This is a genomic window from Microbacterium sp. B19(2022) (genome assembly GCF_012030385.1).
Taxonomy (GTDB): Bacteria; Actinomycetota; Actinomycetes; order Actinomycetales; family Microbacteriaceae; genus Microbacterium; species Microbacterium oxydans_B.
The window spans coordinates 152,397-170,038 of sequence record NZ_JAAUVO010000006.1 but is presented as its reverse complement, the minus strand read 5'-3'; the positions used below and the strand labels follow the sequence as shown (position 1 = coordinate 170,038).

Sequence of the window (17,642 nt, the reverse complement as noted above, 5' to 3'; positions counted from 1 at the left end):
GCCTGATTTACCTTCCCCCACTTCTACCCTGGAGAAATCTTTGAGACGCGCGAAAATCGTCGCCACCCTGGGCCCCGCCACCTCCACCTATGAGACGGTGCGTGCACTGATCGATGCGGGGGTGGACGTCGCTCGACTGAACCTCAGCCACGGTGACTACTCCGTGCACGAGAACAACTACGCCAACGTGCGTCGTGCCGCAGAGGACGCCGGTCGCCCGGTCGCCATCCTCGTCGACCTGCAGGGACCGAAGATCCGTCTCGGCAAGTTCGAGAACGGCCCGTACGAGCTCGCCAAGGGCGACATCTTCAAGATCACCACCGAAGACATCATCGGCAACAAGGACATCTGCGGAACGACCTTCAAGGGCCTCCCGCAGGACGTCAAGCCCGGTGACTTTCTCCTCATCGACGACGGCAAGGTCCGTGTTGAGGTCGTCGAGACCGACGGTGTGACCGTCACCACGAAGGTCATCGTCGCGGGCGCCGTATCCAACAACAAGGGCATCAACCTGCCCGGTGTCGCCGTGAACGTCCCCGCACTGAGCGAGAAGGACGAGGACGACCTGCGTTGGGGTCTGCGCATCGGCGCCGACCTGATCGCGCTGTCGTTCGTGCGCAACGCCTCCGATGTCACCCGCGTGCACGAGATCATGGCGGAAGAGGGCGTTCGCGTCCCCGTCATCGCCAAGGTCGAGAAGCCGCAGGCCGTCGACGCACTCGAAGAGATCGTCGACGCATTCGATTCGATCATGGTCGCCCGTGGCGACCTCGGTGTCGAGCTTCCGCTCGAGGCCGTACCGATCGTGCAGAAGCGCGCCGTCGAGATCGCCCGCCGCATGGCGAAGCCCGTCATCGTCGCGACGCAGATGCTCGAGTCGATGATCAACAGCCCCGTGCCGACGCGCGCCGAGACCTCGGACGTCGCGAACGCCGTGCTCGACGGTGCGGACGCGGTCATGCTTTCCGGTGAGACCAGCGTCGGCGACTACCCGGTCGTCGTGGTCGAGACCATGGCTCGCATCATCGAGTCGACCGAGGAGCACGGCCTGGAGCGCATCGCGCCGCTCACGGCCAAGCCCCGCACCCAGGGTGGTGCGATCACCCTGGCCGCCCTCGAAGTCGCCGAGTTCGTCGACGCGAAGTTCCTCTGCGTGTTCACGCAGTCGGGTGACTCCGCGCGTCGTCTCTCGCGCCTGCGCTCGCGCATCCCGATGATCGCGTTCACGCCGGAACCCGACATCCGCCGCCGTATGGCCCTCACGTGGGGCATCCGCTCGACCCTGGTCGACATGGTGCAGCACACCGACCTGATGTATCACCAGGTCGACGAGTATCTGCTCGGCAACAAGCTGGCCGAGGAAGGGGACAAGGTCGTCGTGATCTCCGGTTCCCCTCCCGGAATCATCGGATCGACGAACGACCTTCGCGTGCACAAGGTCGGCGATGCGATCCGCGGTGCAGCCCCGATCTACAAGGCCGGCGTCTGACACTCAGCATCCAGAGGGGGCGAGACTTCGGTCTCGCCCCCTCTGTCGTGCGGTCGTGGGTCATGTCCGATCCGCGATCTTTCCTGTAACGTGATACATGTCTGATTGGAAGTCGATCTGTGCCTAGACCCACATTCCTGGGCGGGTGGTGGCCCGCTATCCTGTTCTTCGCTTCACTCCTCCTGGCTGCGATCACCCGCATCGATCCATGGATCATCGGCATTTCCACGGCGTCGCTGATCCTGATCGGCTTCGGCGTCGAGTGGTGGGCGCAGCAATCCCGTCGACAGAAGCCACCGGCCTGATCGCTGGGTGAAAAGTGGAGGGACGTCCGGTGCGGTCCGGTAGTTTTTCCCTCATGAGTCGAAGCCGTCTGCGGAGGAGCACGTCATCGGCGTGCTGAGGAACGCGGGCTGGTGGCTGGCCGACTACGCGTACGCGGGCTACTGGCAGCTGCGCGCGACGTTCGACCGCACCGACGCCGCGAACTTCGCATCGGGGAGCGCCGCGCACATCGTCGTCCTGCCCGGAGTGTACGAGACCTGGAAGTTCATGCAGCCCCTCGTGGAGCAGATGCACGCGCGCGGCCACGCCGTCCACATCGTCGACACGCTTCGTCGGAACGAGCGTCCGGTGGCCGACATCGCGGCGGCTGTCGCGGAGTTCCTCGAGCGCAAAGGGCTCACCGACGTGATCCTGGTCGCACACAGCAAGGGAGGCCTCGCAGGCAAGCTCGTCATGACCGGCCCGGCGGGGGAGCGGGTGCGCTCGATGCTGGCGATCGCTACGCCGTTCGGCGGCTCGCGCTACGCCCGTCTGATGCTGTCGCGCACCCTGCGCGCCTTCTCGCCGGAAGATCCATCGATCGTGGACATCGCCCGGCAGCTCACGGTCAATGAACGGATCGTCTCGATCTATGCGGCGTTCGATCCCCACATCCCGGAGGGGAGCGAGCTGGCCGGGGCAAAGAACGTGCGACTCGAGACCGGAGGGCACTTCCGGATCCTCCAGCACCCTCGCGTCCTGGCCGAACTGGCCGTGCTTGCCGAGTAGTCGCCTCAGCGCGAGGTGAAGGATAGGAACGCAGCGATCAGCCCTGCGAAGACGAGGATCCCGATCGCGACACCGTGGACGACGCGACCGGCGACGAGCATCGGGAGGTCACGTCCGTCATAGGACGCGGGATTGAACATCAAGCGCCGTGCCCCGTGGCTCCAGCGGATGTGGAATCCGATGCCGCGGAGCGCGTGCGCTGGTGCGGCGAAGGTCTGTCCCCGCGCTTCGCGCGATGCCTTCCACGTCGCCTGCACCGCGTACCAGGTGATGACGAAGAACGGCATCACCAACGATGCTGCCCAGGCGATGAGCGCGATTCCGATCAGGAGTCCCGCTCCCGAACCCAGCGAGCGGTACAGGAACACGCCGAGAGCGGCGAGTCCCACGGCCGCGGGAACGAGCAGCAGACCCCAGCCCCAGCCGGGATGGAGTTCGACCGGCTGAGGGCGAGTGACCACTTCGTCATCAGGCCAGTTCATCGCAGTCTCCTCCGGTCATCGCGCCCGCGGGCCCGGGATGCGAGGTCGATCTGAGGCTGTGCGAGTGATTCAGCGGTCTCGACCGCGATTCGTGTGCCGGCGGTGGGACTCGAACCCACACGCCCTTTCGGACAAAGCATTTTGAGTGCTCCGCGTCTGCCATTCCGCCACGCCGGCTCGTGTGTCGCGTCTACGACTTTAGCGCAGGGGAGAGGCGCGATCCTCCGCGCCGAGCAACTACAGCCCGCTCACCGACCACTCCACTAGGATGGTTCTGTGACAGAGCAAGAAGAGCAGGCCGAGCAGCCCACGTCATCCGCCCCCCGACGCGTCGTCGTCGCCGAGGATGAGTCGCTGATCCGCCTCGACATCGTCGAGATCCTCCGCGACAACGGCTTCGATGTCGTCGGTGAGGCCGGTGACGGCGAGACCGCGGTCGCGCTCGCGACCGAGCTGCGTCCCGACCTGGTCATCATGGACGTGAAGATGCCTCAGCTCGACGGCATCAGCGCCGCCGAGAAGCTGCACAAGGGCAACATCGCGCCGGTCGTCCTCCTCACGGCGTTCAGCCAGAAGGAGCTCGTCGAGCGGGCAAGCGAAGCAGGCGCACTCGCCTACGTCGTGAAGCCGTTCACGCCGAACGACCTCCTCCCCGCGATCGAGATCGCCCTCGCCCGCCACGAGCAGATCATCACGCTCGAGGCCGAAGTCGCCGACATGGTCGAGCGCTTCGAGACCCGCAAGCTCGTCGACCGGGCCAAGGGTCTGCTCAACGAGAAGATGGGCCTGAGCGAGCCCGAGGCGTTCCGCTGGATCCAGAAGGCGTCCATGGACCGCCGCCTGACGATGCAGGACGTCGCCAAGGCCATCATCGAGCAGCTCGCCCCCAAGAAGTAGCGGTGAGCGCCGGAGTCCTCCGGCTCGATGGCGAGCACATCCTGCGACCCGTCCGCACCGGCGACGGTGCAGCGCTTTCGAGGGCCTACCTGTCGAACCGAGAGCACCTCGCGCCGTGGGAGCCGATTCGCGACGAGTCCTTCTTCACGATCGAATCGCAGGAGCGTCACGCGCAAGAGTGCGTCGCCGACGCTGAGTCCGGTCGCAGCATCCGTTTCGTGATCGAGTCCGAAGACGGTGAGATCCGTGGACGGATGAACATCAACAACATCGTCCGTGGTGCGTTCTGGAGCGCCGACCTCGGCTATTGGGTCGACGTCGCGAGGCAGCACCGCGGACTCGCGACCCGCGCGGTGTCACAGATCCTGGAATACTCGCGCACGGAGCTGCGTCTCCACCGGATGCAGGCCGCAACACTGCTGCACAACATCGGATCCCAGCGCGTTCTCCTCGGAAACGGCTTCGAGCGCATCGGACTGGCTCCGAAGTATCTCCGCATCGCGGGGGAGTGGCAGGATCACGTGCTGTTCCAGCGGCTGCTGGAGGAGCCGCTCAGCGCTCTGCGGGAACGTCCTTGATCATGTTGGTGATGCGGATCGTCGAGCAGCGCCGACCCTGATCATCGGTCACGACGATCTCGTGGACGGTGATGCTTCGCCCCAGATGAACGGGCGTGCATACCCCGGTCACGACCCCGGAGGTCGCGGAGCGCGTGTGAGTCGCATTGATGTCGACACCGACCGCCAGCCGACCGGCGCCGGCGTGGAGGTTCGCGGCCATCGAGCCGAGCGATTCTCCGAGCACCACGTACGCGCCGCCGTGCATGAGCCCGACGGGCTGCGTGTTGCCCTCGACGGGCATCGTCGCGACGCAGCGTTCGACGCTGAACTCGACGAACTCCATGCCCATCTTCTCGGCCAGAGCACCCATCCCGCGGGCCGTGGCCCAGTCGAGTCCCTCGCTCGTCGCGACGTCGCTCATGCATCCTCCTCAGCGGGTGTCTGTCGTCCTCGTTAGGCTGACAGGGTGACGGACTCCGCAAAGCCTACCCTCATGGTCGTCGACGGCCATTCGCTCGCCTATCGTGCCTTCTTCGCCCTTCCGGTCGAGAACTTCACGACCAAGGACAACCAGCACACGAACGGCATCTACGGGTTCCTGTCGATGCTGGTGAACCTCATCAAAGCCGAGCAGCCGACGCACCTGGCCATCGCCTTCGACACCTCGCGTCACTCGTTCCGCACCGATGAGTATCCGGAATACAAGGCCACGCGCTCCGAGTCGCCGCAGGAGTTCAAGGGACAGATCCCGCTGCTGCAGGACTGCCTCGCCGCCATGTCGATCCCGGTCCTCACGAAAGAGGGGATCGAGGCCGACGACATCCTCGCGACGCTCGCGTCCCAGGGCGCGGAACAGGGCTTCGATGTCCTCGTCGTCTCGGGCGACCGCGACACCATCCAGCTCGTCAACGACGATGTCACGCTGCTCTACCCGTCGGTGCAGGGCGTCTCCCAGCTCAAGCGCTACGACCCGACGACCGTCCAGGAGCGTTACGGGGTCCGACCCGAGCAGTACCCCGACATCGCGGCACTCGTCGGCGAGACCAGCGACAACCTGCCCGGCGTGCCGAAGGTCGGCGAGAAGACCGCGGTCAAGTGGCTCACGCAGTTCGGGTCACTCGACGAGCTGATCGCGCGAGCCGATGAGATCAAGGGCGTGGTCGGCGGAAATCTCCGCGATCACATCGAAGACGTGCGCCGCAACCGCAAGCTCAACCGTCTGCTCACCGATGTCGAGCTTCCGGTCGGACCGGCTGACCTCGAGGTCGCACCGATCGACGCGCAGGCCGTGCGCGACATCTTCGCCAGTCTGGAGTTCCGCACGCTCCTGCCTCGGGTGTTCGAGGCCGTCGGAGCGGGCGAAGTCGCCGACGATCCAGCCTCCGTCGTCGTCCTTCCCGTCCCGTCCGAGGTCGCGCCCGCCGATCTCGCTGCCTGGGCCGCAGCGCAGGACGGCGATGTCTCCCTCCGCGTCGCCACCCAGGGCGGCGTCCCGGTGCGCATCGGCGCGGCCACGCTGACCGAGCTGCGCGAGGCCGACTGGACGGACACCGCTGCCGAAGCCCTGCGCGAATGGATCGAATCCGACGCGCCGAAGGTGCTCCACGACGCGAAGCTGCAGGTCAAGGCACTGATCCGTCAGGGCATCCGTCTCCGCGGCCTTTCGTACGACACGAGTCTCGCCGGCTGGCTGCTGCGCCCCAGCTTCCCCGACAAGACCCTCGCCGACCTGGTCGAGCGCTATCTGGGCGAGAAGCTCCCGGAAGCCGACCCGTCGCAGCTCGTGCCCGAGACCGAGGGTGCGACGCCGTCGCAGGAGGCGTGGTTCGCCCTGCGCGTCGCCGATGCGCTGCGGGAAGACATCCCGGAGTCGGTGGGCACGGTCCTGGTCGACATCGAGCTGCCGACTCTCCTCACCCTGGCCGATATGGAGGTCGCCGGCGTGGCGGTCTCCCACGAGGTGCTCTCGACCTTCTCCGGCGAGCTCGCCACGCGCGCCGAGGGGCTCGCCCAGGAGGCGTTCTCCGTGGTCGGACGTGAGTTCAACCTCGGCTCGCCCAAACAGCTGCAGGAGGTCCTGTTCGAAGACCTCCAGCTCCCGAAGACGCGCAAGACGAAGACGGGGTACTCGACGGATGCCGCGGTCCTCGCCGACCTGCAGGAAAGCCACCCGCATCCCTTCCTGAGCCTGCTGCTGCAGCACCGCGAAGCCACAAAGCTCCGTCAGATCATCGAATCGCTCGACACGGCGATCGGCGACGACCACCGCGTCCACACGACGTATGTGCAGACCGGAAGTCAGACCGGACGGCTCTCCAGTACCGACCCCAACCTGCAGAACATCCCGGTGCGCACCGAGGAATCCCGCCGCATCCGCAGTGCGTTCGAGGTCGGCGAGGGTTACGAAGCTCTCCTCACCGCCGACTACTCGCAGATCGAGATGCGCATCATGGCGCACCTGTCAGGCGACGAAGGGCTGATCGAGGCGTTCAACAGCGGTGAAGACCTGCACCGTTTCGTGGGTGCACGGGTCTTCGGCGTCGACCCGAGCGATGTGACGCCGGCCATGCGCACGAAGGTCAAGGCGATGTCGTACGGCCTGGTCTACGGCCTCTCGGCGTTCGGGCTCTCCAAGCAGCTGCGCATCGAGCAGTCCGAGGCCAAGCAGCTCATGGTCGAGTACTTCGCCCGTTTCGGCGCGGTGCGCGACTACCTGCGCGCCTCGGTGATGAAGGCGAAGGAGGTCGGCTACACCGAGACGATCTTCGGCCGCCGCCGTCCGTTCCCCGACCTCGCGAGCCCGAACAGGGTGCTGCGAGAGAACGCCGAGCGTGCAGCTCTCAACGCGCCGATCCAGGGCAGTGCGGCCGACATCATGAAGATCGCGCTGCTGCACATCCACGACGATCTGCGGTCCGAACAGCTCTCCTCGCGGGTGCTGCTGCAGATCCACGATGAGCTCGTGGTCGAAGTCGCTCCGGGGGAGTGGGATGCTACCGAGCGCATCGTCCGTTCGCGCATGGGAGACGCAGCCGAGCTGACCGTGCCGCTCGACGTGCAGGTCGGCCGTGGTCGCGATTGGAACGAAGCCGCGCACTGACCTCCGGCGGTGGGAGGGGGCCGGGGATTAGGCTGGCAGTTATGACTTCAGCTCCCCGCACCCCCTCCGCCATCGACGCCGTCGCCGATGAATGGGTCGACAAGATCGCGGTTCTGGCGCCCACGCTCGGCACCTATATCGGCCGCGATGAGGTGAACGATCGTTTCGGCGACCTGAGCCCGGCCGGACATGAGGAGATCGCCGAGGCGACCCGGTCGACCCTCGACAAGCTGTCTGCCCTCACGCCGGTCGACGCGATCGACGAGGTCACCAAGACCGATCTCAGCGCGGAACTCCGCCTGGACCTCGAGCTCCACGACGCCAAGTGGCATCTCCGCGACCTCAACGTCATCGCCTCGGCCGCGCAGGATGTGCGTTCGGCGTTCGACCTGATGCCGACGTCGACGGTCGAGGACTGGGACGTCGTCGCGACTCGCCTGGCCGCCGTCCCCGGCGCGCTCCGCGGCTACGTCGAGACGCTTCGCACCGGCATCGCCGAGGGCATCACGCCCGCACGTCGTCAGGTGGTCGAAGTCGCCACCCAGATCGATCGCTACACCGCCGATGACGGGTTCTTCGCCGCCTTCGTGGCCGAAGCCGACCCCGACGAGGGCCAGCTCCCCGCATCCCTGGCTCGTACGCTCGCCGACAACTCCGCCGCCGCACGCGTCGCCTACGACGAGCTGCGTCGCTTCCTGGCCGAGGAACTCGCCCCCGCGGCCGGAGACGTCGATGCCGTCGGTCGCGAACTGTACGCGCTCAACTCGCGCCGGTTCCTCGGTGCGACGATCGATCTCGACGAGACGTACGAATGGGGTCGGGAAGAGCTCGCACGCATGGTTGCCGAGCAGACCGCGATCGCGAACGAGATTCTTCCTGGAGCCTCGGTCGAAGAAGCCGTTGCTCATCTCGAGGCCGACCCCACCCGCAAGCTCGTCGGCACGGATGCACTGCAGAAGTGGATGCAGGAGACCAGCGACCGTGCGGTCGCCGAGCTCGGTGCCTCGCACTTCGACATCCCCGAGGCGATTCGTACCCTGGAGTGCATGATCGCCCCGACGCAGGAGGGTGGGATCTACTACACCGGCCCGACGGACGACTTCTCGCGTCCCGGTCGCATGTGGTGGTCCGTGCCCGAGGGCGTCACGGAGTTCGACACCTGGCGCGAACTCACCACGGTCTTCCATGAGGGTGTGCCCGGTCACCACCTCCAGATCGCGCAGGCCGTCTACAACCGTGCCGAGCTCAACTCCTGGCGCCGTCTACTCGCCGGCACCTCGGGCCATGCCGAGGGCTGGGCGCTCTACGCAGAGCGTCTGATGGAGCAGCTCGGCTACCTCGACGACCCGGCCGACCGTCTCGGCATGCTCGATGGGCAGCGGATGCGTGCGGCGCGGGTCGTCCTCGACATCGGTGTGCATCTCGGCAAGCCGCGCCTCGACGGTACCGGTGTGTGGGACGCGGACTACGCGCTCGATTTCATGCGCCACAACGTGAACATGTCCGATCAGTTCGTGCAGTTCGAGGTCAACCGGTACCTCGGCTGGCCGGGTCAGGCACCGTCGTACAAGGTGGGTCAGCGCATCTGGGAGCAGGTCCGCGACGGCGTCCGGGCCTCCGAGGGCGACGCGTTCTCGTTCAAGGACTTCCACAAGAGGGCGCTCGACATCGGCGGCGTCGGCCTCGACACGCTGCGCACCGCTCTGCTGCCACGCTGACGGGAATGCCGCTTGGCCATTCCGTGTTCATTCATGTGAATAGAAAGGCGTGACATGAGCATCGAATTCGGGCTGGACACCTTCGGCGACATCACGAGGGGCGCGGACGGAGAGCTCCTCACCGGGGCGCAGACGATCCGCAACATCGTGGCGCAGGCGGAACTCGCCGACACCGTCGGTGTGAACTTCTTCGGGGTGGGGGAGCACCACCGCACGGAGTTCGCCGTCTCCGCGCCGGAGATGGTGCTCGCCGCCATCGCCGCGCGCACCGAGCACATCCGACTCGGCACAGCGGTCACTGTGCTGTCGTCCGATGACCCGGTGCGGGTGTTCGAGCGGTTCTCGACGCTCGATGCGCTCTCGAACGGGCGGGCCGAAGTCGTCCTCGGACGCGGCTCCTTTATCGAGTCCTTCCCGCTCTTCGGCTACGACCTGCGTGACTACGACGCCCTGTTCGAGCAGAAGCTCGAGCTCTTCGTCGAGCTGCTCAAGGAGGAGCCGGTCACATGGTCCGGCACCATGCGCGCTTCCCTCGAGAACGCGAATGTCTTCCCGAAGACCGAGAACGGCCTGCGCACCTGGGTCGGCGTCGGCGGTAGCCCGGAGTCGGTCGTGCGGGTCGCCCGCCACGGTCTCGGTCTGATGCTGGCGATCATCGGGGGCCCGGCGCACCGTTTCAAGCCGTTCGTCGATCTCTACCACCGTTCGGTCGCCTCGTTCGGGACGACATCGCACCCGATCTCGGTGCACTCGCCGGGGCACATCGGCGAGACCGACGCCGAAGCCTGGGATGCCGCATACTCCGGCTTCGAGGCGATGAACAACACGATCGGGCGAGAGCGCGGATGGCCCGCGTACAGCCGCGCGCGGTTCCAGAACGACGTCGGACCGGAGGGCGCGATCTACGCCGGCTCCCCGGACCGCGTCGCGGCGAAGATCGCCGACACGATCACCACTCTCGGTCTGGGCCGCTTCGACCTGAAGTACGCCACCGGCACCCTTTCGCACGAGTCGATGATGCGCAGCATCGAGCTGTACGGCACCGAGGTCATCCCGCGGGTCCGCAAGATCCTCGCCGACCGCGCCTGAGGCGTCATCCACGGCGGGGCGGGGTTGTCGCGGCTCTACGATGAGGAGCATGGCCAACACCGCCCTGCCGAGCCGCGCGTCGCTCGCTGAGCGCCTGGACGTCCTCCCGTTCACGCGTCGTCACTTCCGCCTCCTCACCGGATCCGGCCTCGGATGGGCGCTGGATGCGATGGACGTCGGCCTCATCTCGTTCATCCTCGCGGCGCTCACGCAGCAGTGGGATCTCAGCAAGAGCGATGCCGGCTGGATCGCGTCCATCGGTTTCGTCGGCATGGCGATCGGCGCCACCCTCGGCGGGCTCCTCGCGGATCGCTTCGGACGACGGCAGGTGTTCGCGCTCACGTTGCTCGTGTACGGGGTCGCGACGGGAGCGAGCGCGCTCGTCGGCGGACTCGCTGCCCTTCTCGTGCTGCGGTTCCTGGTCGGTCTGGGCCTCGGTGCCGAGCTCCCGGTCGCGTCGACCTATGTGAGCGAATTCGCTCCCGCACGTATCAGGGGTCGGTTGATCGTCGTACTGGAGGCCTTCTGGGCACTCGGCTGGACCGCCGCGGCAGTGATCGGGTTCCTCGTCATCCCCGCCTCCGACGACGGGTGGCGATGGGCCTTCGCGCTCGGCGCCATCCCGGCGATCTACGCGCTGTTCGTCCGGTGGCGGATGCCCGAATCCCCGCGTTGGCTCGCCTCCCGGGGTCGCATCGCAGAAGCGGATCGCATCGTGTCGGCGTTCGAGGCGGATGCCGGCGTCCTCTCCGCACCGGCCATCCGGAAGGAGCCGCCCTCTCGAGCGATCGCGATCACCGCGCGCGCACGACTCGCGACCCTGTGGAACCGCGAGTTCCGACTGCGGACGCTGTGCCTGTGGATTGTCTGGCTCGGGGTGAACTTCGCCTATTACGGCGCGTTCATCTGGATCCCCAGCATCCTGGTGGATGCGGGCTTCGACCTCGTCAAGTCCTTCGGCTTCACCCTCATCATCACGCTCGCCCAGCTTCCCGGCTACGCGGTCGCGGCCTGGCTGATCGAGATCTGGGGGAGACGTCTGACCCTCTCGGTCTTCCTGGTGGGTTCGGCCGTGTCGGCCGTGATCTTCGGTACGGCGTCCACCGAGGGCGCGATCATCGGCGCGGGAATGGCGCTGTCGTTCTTCAACCTCGGCGCCTGGGGCGCACTTTACGCGGTGACGCCGGAGATCTATCCCACGTCTCTACGGGGGACCGGGGCGGGGTGGGCAGCCGGGATCGGTCGTATCGCCTCGATCGTGGCGCCGCTGTCGGTTCCCGCGCTTCTTCTCACCGGGGGAGCCCCCTTGCTCTTCGCGGTGTTCGGCGCCTGCTTCCTCGGTGCGGCCGCCGCGGCGTGGGGCCTCGTCGACCGCGGCGGCCAGGCTCTCGACGACCGCTGACGACGCGGGCGCACCGCCGCGAGGCGACCGTCGTGTCGTCGGGCCGCAATAGGCTGGGACGATGGCAGATGTGCGCTTCGTGGCTATCGGCGACTCGTTCACAGAGGGCGTCGGCGACGTTCTCCCGAACGGGCAGGAGCGCGGCTGGGCCGATCTCGCGGCGCAGGGCTGGGCTGACGCCGCCGGGCACCCCATCCAGTATGCGAATCTCGCCATCCGCGGCAAGCTGGCCTGGCCTATCGTCGAACAACAGCTCGAGCCGGCGCTCGCTCTGCGTCCGACGCACCTCTCGTTCAACGGGGGCGGCAACGACATGCTGCGCCCTCGTACCGACGTCGAGCACATTGCGGATGCGTTCAGCCGGGTGCTGCGCCGGTGCGACGAGGAGGGTGTGACCATGATCCTTCTCTCCGGCGCGAACCCCAGCGGCCAGCTTCCGATGGGATCGCTGGTGCAGCGTCGAGGCGATCTGCTCTCCGACGCGGTGATCCGGCGGATCGAAGAGCGCCCCGACGTCATCCGCGCTCTCAACTGGCCGGATCGGGAGCTCTCCCGAGGCGCATACTGGGCCGACGATCGACTGCACATGAACGCGGCCGGGCATCACCGCGTGGCTGCCCGCGTGCTCCACGCGCTGGGTTTCGAGCCACCGGAGACCTGGTGGGCGCCGAGTGATCGCCTGGGCGCCGGTCCATCTGGTCTGGCCTACTACCGCGAGTTCGTCGGCCCCTGGGTGCGACGGCGCGTCACGCGGACCTCGTCCGGTGACGGCCGTGCCGCGAAGTACCCGACCTGGGTCGAACGGGTTCCCTCGTGAGACCCGCCTGGATGCGTCGGGCAGGCGTGTGAGTGACCTCGAGCTGGCCCGCATCCCCGCGGGCGTCGTGACGTTGACCGATGCACGTCGGAGAGAGCAGCGCGTGGTCGAACTCGAACCGTTCGAGATCGGTGTCTACCCGGTCACCGAGGAGCAGCTGGCCGACGTCCTCGACGTCCCGATGCGGCACCCGCGGCGCCCGGCCTCCGATCTCTCCTGGCTTCGGGCCGTGCACTTCTGCAATGCCGCGTCGGAATGGGAGGGCCTGGATCGGGTGTACCTGTTCGATGGCGAGGACGTGACCTGGGATACCACTGCAGACGGTTACCGCCTGCCGACCGAGGCGGAATGGGAGTACGCGTGCCGCGCCGGCTCGACCGGTCCACATTATGCGCCCCTCGCCGAGGCCGCGTGGACGAGTGCTGATGGTGTGTCTTCTCCACAGGACATCGGGGGCAAGCTCCCGAACCTCAACGGTCTCTTCGATACGCTCGGCAACGTCTGGGAGTGGTGCTGGGATCTGCTTGATCCCGCCCGCTACGACGACTATCGCGTGTTCCGCGGCGGAGGTTTCGCCGACGACGCATGGAGCGTTCGCGCATCGGTTCGTCGCGGGGGAGCACCGCGCATGCATCACGACGACGTGGGACTCCGGATCGCGCGGGGTGCTTTCGAAACTCCGGGGCAGGCGCAGGGGTGGTCGGCTCAGGCAGACCGGGAACGTGCGGTACAGGACGGCCCCTTGCCTTCCGGGTGGACGCCGCGCAGGCAGTGACGGCCGTGTCCCGCTGCCGCCTCAGTGCTGCGTCATCTGCTTCACCATGTAGCGCTTCGGGTCGTCCGGCACGGCGAAGCCGTACTGGGCATAGAGCCCGTGTGCGGTGGACGTCGCGAGAAGTATGCGGCTGACGGGCAGCGGCTGGAGATCGGCGATCACGCCCTCGACCAACATCTTCCCGAGGCCTTCGCCGCGGGCGTCCTCGTCGACGAACACGTCGCACAGCCAGGCGAAGGTGGCGCCATCCGTCACGACCCGGGCGTAGGCCACCTGGTCGCCGTTCGCGTCCCACACACCGTAGTTACGTGAGCCGTCGATCGCAGCCTCCTGGACGTCCCGCGCACGGCCGATCGCCCAGTACGCCTGCTCGCTGAGCCAGCGGTGCACGCGAGTTCGGTCGATGCGGGTCGAGTCGGCGGAGAACGTGTAACCGGAGAGCATGCCTCATCCTATGAGGGCTCGCCAGGGGTGAGATCAGCGACGACGATCGGGATCGAGCCCCATCCGGATGCGCGTGCGCTTGCGCTCGATGAGGATGAAGGCCGTGCCGATGATCCACAGCGGGATCGGCATGAGGAAGGCGAGACGGAAGGCTTCGAGCGTGTAGGTCTCGGGAGTTCCGGCGCCCTGCAGGTCGAGGGCGAGTCCGATCAGGAAGATCGCGATGAGAGCCGCGATGAACCCGCCGGCGTTCGTGACCCCTGTCGCCGTGCTCAGCCGGTGACTCGGATTGTGGGTGCGGGCGTGATCGAAAGCGATCATCGATGCGGGGCCGCCCGTCGCGAGTGCGACCGCGAGAACGTAGAGCATCCAGATGGGTGCGGTGTCAGGCAGCGCGATGACGGTGATCCAGGCGGCCATCTGCACGCCGACGGCGGGGAGGACGAGCGCGAGCGAGCGGTGGTTGGGCAACCGCCGGGAGAGGTCACCGATGATAGGCCCGAGAAGCATGCCAGAAATGACATATACCGAAATGATCCCCGCAGCATGTGCGGCATCGAGGCCTTCGGCAGCTGTGAGGAACGGCATTCCCCACAGCAGGACGAACGCGGTGCCCGCGAACGGCGTCGTGAAATGAGACCAGAAGGCGAGGCGCGTGCCCGGATGAGCCCAGGCCGCGCGGATGCCGACGCCCGTGTCGATCGCAGAAGTGACGACCCGGACAACGCCGGTGTCAGTGTTCACGGTGACATCGGCGCCGCGCTCGGCCGGGTGGTTGCGGATGACGAGCGCCACCAAGATGGTGAACAGCACTCCGAGCCCGGCGATGCTGCCGAAGGTGATGCTCCACGTCGTCGCATGCAGCAGTGCGGCGAGCGGGACCAGGGCGATCAGTTGACCGGTCTGTCCGATGATCCCGGTGAACTGAACCATGATCGGACCCCGCTGCGCAGGGAACCAGGTCGCGACGAGTCGCAGCACCGCAGGGAAGATGGCTGCGTCGCCGGCACCGAGTAGAACCCGCGCGAAGATCGCGATGCCGATGCTGGGGGAGAGGGCCATGGTGAGCTGCCCCGCGGCCATGAGCAGCATGCCGATCGTCATGATCGGGCGAGATCCGAAGCGGTCGAGCAGGACACCGATCGGAATCTGCATCCCTCCATAGACCGCGAGTTGCACGACAGCGAACAGGGCGAGTGTCGACGCATCCGCGGCGAACCGGTCAGCCGCTTCCACTCCGACAGCACCGAGGGAGGTGCGGTTCGTGATGGACAGCACATAGGCCGCGACGCCGACGGACCAGATGATCCATGCACGAAATCCTGGTGTGGACACGGGGGAGTGGGGGACCTGCGGCACGTACCAACGCTACCCCTGCGACAGCGGCGCCCCGCCCGCAGCCGATGTCCGAGGTGGCGACTAGCGTGACGCCATGACCAGTTCCCCTCTGCACCACTCCCTCGACTACGTCGAACTCGTCGTCACCGATCTCGAAGCGTCGAAGCGGTTCTTCGCCGAAGCGTTCGGTTGGAGCTTCAACGACTACGGGCCCGGCTACGCGGGCATCGTGTCGCCGCGAGGTGACGGCAGCGAGGTCGGTGGACTCCTGCTCGCCGACGAGCCGCGTCCTGTCGGAGGCCCACTGGTACTGCTCTACTCGGACGACCTCGACGCCACGATGAGCGGCATCGTCACCGCGGGCGGCACGATTCTGCAAGACCCGTACGCGTTCCCTGGCGGACGACGCCTGCACTTCTCCGACCCCACCGGCAACGAGCTCGGAGTCTGGTCCGCGCAATAGTTCGCGCGTGGCTGCACGCACGTCGTGATCGTCACGCCCCCTTCGTGATGTCCGGAGGAGGGCCCCGCCGTCGTGCCTCATTCCGAACTGACATAATGTGCATTATCGGCTATTTATCAATCGGGCCGGATGTATGAGAGTCGACCACCGATGGCGCGCTCAACGCGCAAACGCTCAACCATCACGCACCCGGATATCGGGGCTCGTGACTCGCACGTCTCGTCGCCCGCAAGCAAAGCCGGGTCGCAATGTCGGCTTCCCGATTTCTCGGCTTCTTGACACAGTGTCGCCACCGTTCATCCGGAGCTCGGACTTCGATTCCGCCGGCGCCGGCGCCCGCGCTCCACAGCGCAACGCCTGGCGCCCGCTGGACTCGTCCTCATGCGAAGCGGGAATGTCGACATGTGTAAGATGTTACGCGATACAATGCTGAGCACTGCAACAAATCAGCCGATCCCCCTCGAGCGAAGGACACCGATGAACTCTCGAACGGCAAGCGTGACAAGAGGACACCGCATCGCTCGCAGGCTCGTCCTGGGTCTGGTGACGATCCTCGTGGCCAGCACGCCGGCGCTCTTCGCCACCGTTACCGCGACTGCGGCGCCCGTGACGGCGATCACCGGCGTCCAGATCGTGAACGCGCCACCACTCGTGACGGATACGCCGTACACCGTGGAATCGACCTGGGCGGTGGACGACACCGCGATGGCGGGCGACACCTTCACTCTCGAATTTCCCGATTCCATGTCCGGATATGCGGCGTCCTTCGCGCTGCGGGACGACGACGGAGCTGAGGTCGGAAGCTGCGTCGTCTCGTCCGCGTCCTTCCTCTGCACACTCGGCGATTACGTCGAGACCCACGCGAACGTGAGTGGTTCGCTGCACTTCCAGGCACGTTTCACATCGGTAGTCGATGAGGAGGCGGTCGTCTTCACCGCAGGCGACGGCATGACGTTCGACATGTCCACTCCCGGCGGCGTGGGCGACAACGCTGCCGGTCTCCCCCAGAGTCCGGAGAAATGGGGCTCCGTCAACTTCGACGGAGAGTCCATGACGTGGGCTCTGAACATCCCGGCCGAGTTCCTGGCGTCGGCCGACGGCCAACCTGTGACGATCGTCGATGAGTACGACGAGGAGCTCACGTTCGATCCGGCGGCGACCTCCGCGCGCTGGACTCTCGACTCGGACTGGGGGGACGACGTCTGGCACCCCGTTTCAAACGGCACAGGCGCGGGGACCTACTCCATCGTCGCGGATGCGGCCTCACACACCTTCGCGGTGACCTTCAACGAACCGGTGACCAGCGCTGATCGCATCTACCAGTTCATCACCGTGATGGACTTTCCTTCCGGCGTCCACGATGGCGAGACTTTCGGCAACACCATGACGGTCGCCGGTCGTACCGTCACCGCAAGCCCCGTCACGTACGTCGCGTCCGGAGGCGACGGGGACGGCGACGGCCTCGGTGGATTTGATGTGACCAAGACCGTGAGCGGGAACGGCGCGAATGCGGTCGATGGGGCTCAGTACACGATCGATTACTCGTTCATCGCCGCCGGAGCCGCGACGACCGGTGAGTTCGGGCTCACGGATGGCGCGACCGATGGACTCGTCGGCCTGCCCGTGGGCACTATCGTCACCCTCTCTGAGGCTTCCGCGGCTGGCGATGGCGTCACCTACGGAACGCCCGTGTACACCGGTACCGGGGTCACAGACAACCGCGATGGCACAGCGACGTTCACGATCTCCGACGACACGGTCGTGATCGGCTTGGAGAACCCCGTGTCGCTGGCTCCTCCCACTGACCCGCCGTCGGTCCCCGATACGCCCGTGAGCCCTGGCACGCCGGATGATCGAGGCACGCCGAATCTCCCGGCAGGACAGGACGGCTCACTCGCCGTCACCGGTGCTGATGCCACTCCCCTGATTCTGATCGGCGTCGGCACACTGCTGACGGGTGCCCTTCTCCTGATCGCGCGCAGGGTTCGTCGTAGAGGATGACAGACCGGGCCGGT

General features: G+C 66.6%; 17 protein-coding genes and 1 tRNA gene. 13 read left to right on the top strand and 5 right to left on the bottom strand.

All coding sequences use genetic code 11. The annotated features are described in order from the left end of the window. The first annotated feature begins 40 nt into the window (after positions 1-40). The 3 genes from pyk to HCX50_RS07450 all read left to right on the top strand — a co-directional run bounded on the left by pyk (position 41) and on the right by HCX50_RS07450 (position 2,542). A complete protein-coding gene (gene pyk, locus HCX50_RS07460; RefSeq protein WP_091036382.1) occupies positions 41-1,489 on the top strand; it encodes a pyruvate kinase in 1,449 nt (482 codons plus the stop codon). Between the two features lie 119 nt (positions 1,490-1,608). Then, a complete protein-coding gene (locus tag HCX50_RS07455) occupies positions 1,609-1,794 on the top strand; it encodes a hypothetical protein (RefSeq protein ID WP_091036379.1) in 186 nt (61 codons plus the stop codon). Positions 1,795-1,885: 91 nt separating this feature from the next. After that, positions 1,886-2,542, top strand: coding sequence for an esterase/lipase family protein (locus HCX50_RS07450; RefSeq protein ID WP_337749262.1), 657 nt, complete (start codon positions 1,886-1,888; stop codon positions 2,540-2,542). A gap of 5 nt (positions 2,543-2,547) precedes the next feature. Here HCX50_RS07450 and HCX50_RS07445 read toward each other — a convergent pair whose 3' ends face one another. Together HCX50_RS07445 and HCX50_RS07440 are read right to left on the bottom strand one after the other, a co-directional pair. Further along, positions 2,548-3,024, bottom strand: a complete 477-nt coding sequence (locus tag HCX50_RS07445; protein ID WP_167633519.1) for a hypothetical protein — start codon at positions 3,022-3,024, stop codon at positions 2,548-2,550. Positions 3,025-3,118: 94 nt separating this feature from the next. Then, a tRNA-Leu gene (locus tag HCX50_RS07440) sits at positions 3,119-3,201 on the bottom strand. A 99-nt stretch (positions 3,202-3,300) separates the two neighbouring features. On the opposite strand from HCX50_RS07440, the gene HCX50_RS07435 reads away from it, so the two are divergent. Together HCX50_RS07435 and HCX50_RS07430 are read left to right on the top strand one after the other, a co-directional pair. Beyond that, positions 3,301-3,921 (top strand): ANTAR domain-containing response regulator, encoded by a 621-nt coding sequence (locus HCX50_RS07435; RefSeq protein WP_017830602.1) that lies wholly within the window; start codon positions 3,301-3,303, stop codon positions 3,919-3,921. Positions 3,922-3,923: 2 nt separating this feature from the next. Next, positions 3,924-4,499, top strand: coding sequence for a GNAT family N-acetyltransferase (locus tag HCX50_RS07430; RefSeq protein WP_091036374.1), 576 nt, complete (start codon positions 3,924-3,926; stop codon positions 4,497-4,499). Here HCX50_RS07430 and HCX50_RS07425 read toward each other — a convergent pair. Beyond that, on the bottom strand, positions 4,474-4,902 hold the full coding sequence (locus HCX50_RS07425; protein ID WP_091036371.1) for a hotdog fold thioesterase: 429 nt from the start codon (positions 4,900-4,902) through the stop codon (positions 4,474-4,476). The two genes, HCX50_RS07430 and HCX50_RS07425, sit on opposite strands and share 26 nt — an antisense overlap. Before the next feature lie 45 nt (positions 4,903-4,947). On the opposite strand from HCX50_RS07425, the gene polA reads away from it, so the two are divergent. The 6 genes from polA (at position 4,948) to HCX50_RS07395 (ending at position 13,382) form a co-directional block, all read left to right on the top strand. Beyond that, positions 4,948-7,581: a DNA polymerase I gene (gene polA, locus HCX50_RS07420; RefSeq protein ID WP_337749247.1), complete on the top strand. Its 2,634-nt coding sequence runs from the start codon at positions 4,948-4,950 to the stop codon at positions 7,579-7,581. A 41-nt stretch (positions 7,582-7,622) separates the two neighbouring features. Continuing rightward, positions 7,623-9,299, top strand: a complete 1,677-nt coding sequence (locus HCX50_RS07415; protein WP_091036365.1) for a DUF885 domain-containing protein — start codon at positions 7,623-7,625, stop codon at positions 9,297-9,299. 54 nt (positions 9,300-9,353) lie between these two features. After that, complete coding sequence (locus HCX50_RS07410; protein ID WP_167633517.1) at positions 9,354-10,388, top strand: LLM class flavin-dependent oxidoreductase; 1,035 nt, start codon at positions 9,354-9,356, stop codon at positions 10,386-10,388. A 49-nt stretch (positions 10,389-10,437) separates the two neighbouring features. Beyond that, complete coding sequence (locus HCX50_RS07405; RefSeq protein ID WP_167633515.1) at positions 10,438-11,790, top strand: MFS transporter; 1,353 nt, start codon at positions 10,438-10,440, stop codon at positions 11,788-11,790. A 61-nt stretch (positions 11,791-11,851) separates the two neighbouring features. Further along, positions 11,852-12,607 (top strand): SGNH/GDSL hydrolase family protein, encoded by a 756-nt coding sequence (locus HCX50_RS07400; RefSeq protein ID WP_205828885.1) that lies wholly within the window; start codon positions 11,852-11,854, stop codon positions 12,605-12,607. 28 nt (positions 12,608-12,635) lie between these two features. Next, positions 12,636-13,382: an SUMF1/EgtB/PvdO family nonheme iron enzyme gene (locus HCX50_RS07395; protein ID WP_167633513.1), complete on the top strand. Its 747-nt coding sequence runs from the start codon at positions 12,636-12,638 to the stop codon at positions 13,380-13,382. A gap of 21 nt (positions 13,383-13,403) precedes the next feature. Here HCX50_RS07395 and HCX50_RS07390 read toward each other — a convergent pair whose 3' ends face one another. Together HCX50_RS07390 and HCX50_RS07385 are read right to left on the bottom strand one after the other, a co-directional pair. Then, complete coding sequence (locus tag HCX50_RS07390; protein WP_091036351.1) at positions 13,404-13,826, bottom strand: GNAT family N-acetyltransferase; 423 nt, start codon at positions 13,824-13,826, stop codon at positions 13,404-13,406. 33 nt (positions 13,827-13,859) lie between these two features. Then, positions 13,860-15,185 (bottom strand): MFS transporter, encoded by a 1,326-nt coding sequence (locus HCX50_RS07385; protein WP_167633511.1) that lies wholly within the window; start codon positions 15,183-15,185, stop codon positions 13,860-13,862. Between the two features lie 73 nt (positions 15,186-15,258). Between HCX50_RS07385 and HCX50_RS07380 the strand changes: the two genes are divergently transcribed. Together HCX50_RS07380 and HCX50_RS07375 are read left to right on the top strand one after the other, a co-directional pair. Continuing rightward, positions 15,259-15,627 carry a VOC family protein gene (locus tag HCX50_RS07380; RefSeq protein ID WP_167633509.1) on the top strand — a complete coding sequence of 123 codons (369 nt, stop codon included), beginning with the start codon at positions 15,259-15,261 and terminating at the stop codon, positions 15,625-15,627. Positions 15,628-16,125: 498 nt separating this feature from the next. Continuing rightward, the gene (locus tag HCX50_RS07375; RefSeq protein WP_167633508.1) at positions 16,126-17,628 is read left to right on the top strand and encodes an Ig-like domain-containing protein; all 1,503 of its coding nucleotides are present in this window, start codon (positions 16,126-16,128) and stop codon (positions 17,626-17,628) included. Positions 17,629-17,642 lie beyond the last annotated feature (14 nt).